Origin of the sequence: Brunnivagina elsteri CCALA 953, from assembly GCF_002289455.1 — a bacterium.
In the GTDB taxonomy this organism is placed as follows: domain Bacteria; phylum Cyanobacteriota; class Cyanobacteriia; order Cyanobacteriales; family Nostocaceae; genus Brunnivagina; species Brunnivagina elsteri.
In genome coordinates this window covers 1-6,563 of the sequence record NZ_NTFS01000369.1, presented here as the reverse complement: position 1 = coordinate 6,563, position 6,563 = coordinate 1, and the positions used below count along the sequence as shown (strand labels likewise).

Here is a 6,563-nt window from a genome sequence, read left to right as displayed (position 1 = left end):
GGGTAATTTTATTTTATTAACAATCAACCTTTTCTAAGTAGTATATTCAGCGTTAATTTTCACGTAATCGTAGCTCAAATCACAACCCCAAGCTTGCCCAGAACCATGTCCGTTTCCTAAATTCACTCGAATGATTACGGGGTTATCAACTCGCTGCTGGGGTACTGTATTTCTATCAATATCTAAATCATTACTCATGTTGCTGGCAGTAAGATTCCCTGGTAATGAAGAATTTGCCGCAATTTGCTTTAAATACCCACTTGCCCCAGCGCGATCGAATTGCAACGGTTGACCATTTTCCATTAATAAAAAATCACCAAGCTGTATACGTAAATTCTCTTGCTCAAACCCAACTCCTGCACGTCCAGCCGCCGCCGCAATCCTTCCCCAATTAGGGTCATGACCGAATATAGCAGATTTAACTAGGGATGAACCGACAATAGTTTTTGCTACTTGACGGGCTGCGTGTTCGTCAACTGCTCCTGTCACTTGAACTTCGATTAAACAAGTTGCTCCTTCTCCATCACGGGCAATCGACTTTGCTAAATGCTGACAAACAGCCGTCAACATTGCCTCTAGTTTCTCCGCTTCTGCTCCCATTTCGGTAATCGCTGGGGTGCGAGATTCCCCATTTGCCAGGGCAATTAAGCTATCGTTGGTACTAGTATCACCATCGACGGTAATCGAGTTAAAGCTTCTATCGGCTGCACGGGAGAGCATTTGCTGCCATAGATGTGGCGAAACGGCAGCGTCGCAAGTAACAAAACCTAGCATTGTTGCCATATTCGGATGAATCATCCCCGAACCTTTAGCAATTCCCCCAATCCTGACAGTTCTATCCCCGATATTTGTTTCTAATGCGATCGCTTTTGTGACTAAATCGGTGGTAATAATTGCCCCTGCTGCTGCTTCTGAACCAGTTTCTGTAAGTGCTTTGACAACTTTCGGGATTCCGCTTCGCATTCCATCCATTTTAATCCTCTGTCCAATTACTCCTGTGGATGCTATGAGGATTAATTCTGGTGAAATATTTAATTCTTTTGCTAATAATTCCGCACTTTCGAGGGCATCTGCCATTCCCTGTTCTCCGGTTGCGGCATTCGCTTGTCCAGCATTACACAGAATCGCTCGACAACTTTGTTTTAACTGCAATCTTTCTTTACAATAATCCACACAAGCGGCTTTTACGTAACTTGTTGTAAATACCCCTGCCGCGATCGCATCGACATCGGAAACTATTAAAGCTAAATCCGGTAATCCCGAAGGTTTTAGTCCAGCCTTGATTCCTGCTGCTTTGTAACCTCTCGGTGCTGTAATTCCACCAGTTATTTCCCGCCAGTCTGCCATGACTCTCCCGCATTTATGACTTGACTGGCGATTATACCAATTTCATGTAACCACTTAGTGGTATCTTGTTAATGTCTTTTGTTGTTTATTTTTTCTTGCGTATTTTTTTATTAACAAATACTCAAAAAAAAAGAGAGAGCCACTTGGGTAGCTCTCCAGATCATCAGGGTGCATCTACTAACATAATACATGATTTTAGGGATGTGGTGCATTACCCCCTAAAACATTAGCAAAAGATTTTATTAAATTGTTTTTTCATATACAAAAGAAAAATAAGCATAAAAAAAGAGAGTCACTTACGTAACTCTCCGGATCATCAGGGTGCATCTACTTAACGGATAATAGCATTTTGGGGATGAGGTGCAATACCCCTCAATACAATTTCTCGTAAAGAATTTATAAAGAAGCTTTTTATCGGGATTGTAATTCGGTAATTCCACTTGTGGGTAATTTTGTGGTTTGCTAGTAAATAGTCTCGAATAATATTCACAGACAAAATAATTGCAAATAAAAAGAGAGCTACTTACGTAACTCTCCGAATCATCAGGGTGCATCTACTTAACATAAGATACCACTATAGGGGTGAGGGGCGCTACCCCTAAGTAAATCTTTTTTAGTAAAGATTTTGTGAAGATGCTTTAAAGGCTTTACTTAGTATCAGTAAATGCTAGTATTTGCTTTTAAAGCACCTGAAAAGCTCGCTAAATCAGCTTTATCCTGCCTTCTGACTTCTGCCTTCTGCCTTCTGACTTCTGCCTTCTGACTTTTTGTACTAAGAATTGAGTTTTTTCTCAACCAGTTCGTTAGTCAGACGAGGTTCAGCGAGTTTGTTGGTTTTTTTGAGAACTTGTCCAACAAAAAAGCCTTTGAGGTTGATATTACCAGCTTTATATTTTTCGTATTCTTTTTGGTTTGCGGCGATGACTTCATCAATGATGGATTCAAGGATGGTAGGATCGGAAATAAGTTCCTTACCAGCGAAAGCTTTTTCAGGAGTTACACCATTGAGTAAATCGGGTAACTTTTCTTTCGCGATCGCATTCCCAATTTTCCCACTTTCGATCCTGGTAATTAGCTCGGCAAGATTTTGGGGAGTTAAACCAATCTCGGTAATGTTAAGCTTTTGTTTGTTGAGGTAAGCAGCAATATCTTGAGTAATCCAATTTGTTGCAGCTTTCGGATTTGCTCCACATGCGATCGCGGTTTCAAAATATTCTGCGGTAGCACGTTCTTCGGTTAAAATTCTGGCATCATAGGGAGAAAGCCCTAGTTCTGCCTCATAGTGATGACGTTTCTTTGCGGGGAGTTCAGGTAAATGGCTCTTCCAGGTGGTAAGTTGTTCTTGGGTAACTTCAATTGGACCCAAATCGGGTTCGGGGAAGTAGCGATAATCGCTAGAACCTTCTTTTTTCCGCATACTAATAGTACGTTGCGAACCTTCTTCCCAGAGTCTTGTCTCTTGGAAAATTTCGTCCCCTGCTTCCACAGCAGCAATTTGACGCTCAATCTCGTATTCAATCGCTCTTTGGATCGCATTGAACGAGTTCATGTTTTTAATTTCGACTTTTGTCCCAAATTTCTCTCTTCCTACAGGACGTACAGAAATATTTACGTCGCACCGTAGGGAACCTTCTTGCATGTTACCATCACTCACACCCAAGTAACGAACAATTCGCCGTATTTCTTGAGCATATTCCGCAGCTTCTTGCCCAGAACGTAAATCAGGTTCAGAGACAATTTCCACCAAAGGAATACCAGCACGGTTATAGTCTACCAGAGAATAAGTAGAACCAGAAATGCGATCGCTCCCCGCATGGACTAATTTTCCCGCATCTTCTTCCATATGCAAACGGGTAATACCGATCCTTTTGCGAATCGGATTACCATCTTTATCAATCAGTTCAATTTCTAACCAACCATGTTCAGCAATTGGTAAATCGTATTGGGAAATTTGATAATTTTTGGGTAAGTCGGGATAAAAATATTGCTTGCGATCGAATTTACTATATTTGGCGATTTCACAGTTCAACGCTAACCCAGTTTTTACTGCATATTCCAAAACCTTTTGGTTGAGAACGGGTAAAACCCCAGGCATTCCCATACAAACAGGGTCAATGTTAGTATTAGGGTCAGCACCAAATGCGGTAGAACTATCTGAGAAAATTTTTGTCTTGGTACTGAGTTGACAGTGGGTTTCTAGCCCAATAATTGCCTCGTACTCAGTTTTTACAGTGGTAGCAGAAGTCATAAAATTATAATTAGCCTTATTCTCGCTCAGGATAGTATTGTAATAGTTTTTCAGTCACATCATCCGCAAAATATACTCTTCTTTTCTTCTTCGATATTTTCATAAGCTCAAAATTACAAATATTCTCTGCGAAACTTTGCGCTTTACTTCCGTAGTTTTGCGGAAGAATAATCTCCCGCAAACTACTCTCTGCGAACCTCTGCGTTTAAAAGGCAAACTCCAAGCCCTTTTTAGTATATCTGAGGTCTTATACTAAAAACAGCCTAGAAATTGACTTTGAAATGCAGAGAAACGCGGAGAGTTGTTTGCGGTATTCTGTAAAACTATGGGAGGTTAGCGGATATAAGAGCGAAGTGAAACTACCCGAAGGGTAGTTACGCAGAGTCTTTATTTGAGATTTTGTATGGAGGTAAAAGTACAGAGTGGTTAGAGGGTATCTTGTTTTTGTTGTGCTTGCCAATAGAACAAAAACAGTGTGATCGGAAATATAGGGAGAATCAAATCAATTATAGATGCGGATATTACATTACTTATAATACTGTCTGAAAAAGTAAAAGGGATGGCGATTATAAATGCGAGTACGAATAAGAGAATAGTCAGTAAAAAAGTAACCCAAGCGATTTCTCCTCGTCTTCCTTCGGTTAATTCAGCACTGCGTTTTAAAACTACCGAACTGTTTCCACTTCCTTCAACAATTACAATAGATGTACTCAAAGAATACCGCATAGCTAATAGAATTCCAGGTATTATAAAAGCGATGAAACCCAAGATAATAAATATTCCAGCTACCAAATTTACTGTAAACAACTTTCCCCAATTTTGAATACCAACAGACATGGCATTATTATAGTTAAAAGCTCCACCTCGTTTAATTTGCCATACACAATAAACAATTGCACTTACATAAATCGGGTCAAAAATTGCACTAAGTAAGTTATTAGCTCTAATTTCATTTGCTGTTTGTATGAGTACATCTGTTGATTTAGGTAAGTTAGAAACTATAATTTCAGTCAGTATATTTACTGGGAACCTCACAGAGAGAACGATTAAGATAAATAAAGTGAAGTTAGCAGCATAGATTTTGATTGCCTCTTTAATTTTGTCCATTTTATTTGTCCAACTTTTTTTGTGAAGATGAAACTTTTACACGAACTTTCAGATTTTCTCGATCACAATTATGCCATTAATCAATCTAAAGTAAATACCAAGCCCAATTATTACTATCAAGGATACTGTCCTCTAACTGGTGAGCTTCTGCAACTTCCACGTACTAACCTTGCAGAAAATATTGCACATGGACTCATGGAATATCTAGCTAGTAATGAACAATATGCTCATGAAGATAAAATGTATGGAATATTAATAGTTGAATTACCAGATGGTGAGCAAAGAATACTCAAAGCATTTTCGGGTTTACTAAATGGCAACAGTCATGTTGATGGTTGGGTTCCATCTATTTCTGGACGAGATAAAGTAAAGTTAAATGAACATTCTACCTTACTCAAATTAGAGGAAATCAAACAGGAAATAATTGCTCTCCAACAAATACCAGAACGGGAACAATATCAAACTATAGCGCTAGAATTGGAAGTGCGATCGCAGAACCTCAAGCAACTTCACCAACATCGCAAACAACAACGACACCAACAACGACAAATACTTACTACAACCCTAACAGAAGAAACACTTGGATTAGCGCTCGAACAACTCAATGCAGAAAGTCGTCAAGATGGAATTGAATACAAATTACTAAAGCAGGAAATTAATCGACAATTACACCCAATCAAACAAATAATAGAAGTTATAGACAAGAATATTTTAGAATTAAAACAATCCCGAAAAGAGCTTTCTCGACAACTTCAAGCACAAATGCACGCGACATATTCCCTGACAAACTTTTTAGGAACTTCACTAACATTACGTCAATTAATGCCCCTTGGCTTACCAACAGGAACAGGTGATTGCTGTGCCCCAAAATTATTACATTATGCTGCGAAAAATGGTTTTAAACCTTTAGCAATGGCTGAATTTTGGTGGGGGGATTCCTCTGTAAATCGGGATAAAATATCTGGACATTTTTATGGTGCATGTGGAGAACGCTGTCAACCAATTATGGGATTTTTATTATCAGGAATTGAAGGAGATAAAGAAGTAAATAAAAGACAAGTAAACAAAGGAAAAAATATCCAATACCCAATACGTAATGTCAATTATCAACTTCCGATAATTTACCAAGATGAATATTTAATTGCTATTAATAAACCCCCAGGATTGCTTTCTGTTCCTGGTAGATATCGTGATACTCAAGATAGCGTTCTTAGTCGTTTACGAAATTTAATCCCAGATGGGATAAATTTAATGGCAATACATCGATTAGATCGAGAAACTTCCGGTATTTTGCTATTAGCTCATAATCTCGATATTTATCGTCAAATTAGTCAGCAATTTCAACAAAGACAGGTTCAAAAAATTTACGAAGCTATACTTTCTGGTTTGCTAGAAACTCAGCAAGATGTCATTGAATTACCATTATGGGGAAATCCAGAAAATCGTCCATCCCAAGAAGTAAATTTTATACATGGAAAACCTAGTATCACGTATTTTCAAGTTTTGGAAAGACAAAAATTAGAAATCCAAAAAAATCATACTCGTATTGAGTTTAAACCAATCACTGGAAGAACCCATCAACTAAGAGTACATTCAGCAGATGAAATGGGTTTGAACATGCCTATTTTGGGTGATAAATTATATGGATGTAACGAAGATGTAAGTCGTTTACACTTACACGCAAAAGAGTTAATTTTTAAACATCCAATCTCTGGCGAAATACTTAAACTAATTGTAAAAACACCATTTTAATTCAATAGAAAGTTAGTTGAATTCAATGTTATTGTATTTTTTTGTAAAATTTTTCCGGTGAATTAAATAAAGTGGGTTGTTTTATGGGACTATTATATGGGTTAAAAAA

The 6,563-nt window shown here is 38.1% G+C and carries 4 protein-coding genes; 1 reads left to right on the top strand and 3 read right to left on the bottom strand.

Features of this window, described 5'->3' with window-relative positions:
• Positions 1–33: 33 nt before the first annotated feature.
• The 3 genes from argJ to CK510_RS24025 all read right to left on the bottom strand — a co-directional run bounded on the left by argJ (position 34) and on the right by CK510_RS24025 (position 4,702).
• Entirely contained in the window at positions 34–1,347 is a 1,314-nt protein-coding gene (argJ, locus tag CK510_RS24035) for a bifunctional ornithine acetyltransferase/N-acetylglutamate synthase (protein ID WP_095724078.1), read from the bottom strand.
• A gap of 772 nt (positions 1,348–2,119) precedes the next feature.
• A complete protein-coding gene (gene gatB, locus CK510_RS24030) occupies positions 2,120–3,595 on the bottom strand; it encodes an Asp-tRNA(Asn)/Glu-tRNA(Gln) amidotransferase subunit GatB (RefSeq protein ID WP_095724077.1) in 1,476 nt (491 codons plus the stop codon).
• A gap of 426 nt (positions 3,596–4,021) precedes the next feature.
• Positions 4,022–4,702 (bottom strand): hypothetical protein, encoded by a 681-nt coding sequence (locus CK510_RS24025; protein ID WP_095724076.1) that lies wholly within the window; start codon positions 4,700–4,702, stop codon positions 4,022–4,024.
• A 27-nt stretch (positions 4,703–4,729) separates the two neighbouring features.
• On the opposite strand from CK510_RS24025, the gene CK510_RS24020 reads away from it, so the two are divergent.
• Positions 4,730–6,454, top strand: coding sequence for an RluA family pseudouridine synthase (locus tag CK510_RS24020; protein ID WP_095724075.1), 1,725 nt, complete (start codon positions 4,730–4,732; stop codon positions 6,452–6,454).
• Positions 6,455–6,563 lie beyond the last annotated feature (109 nt).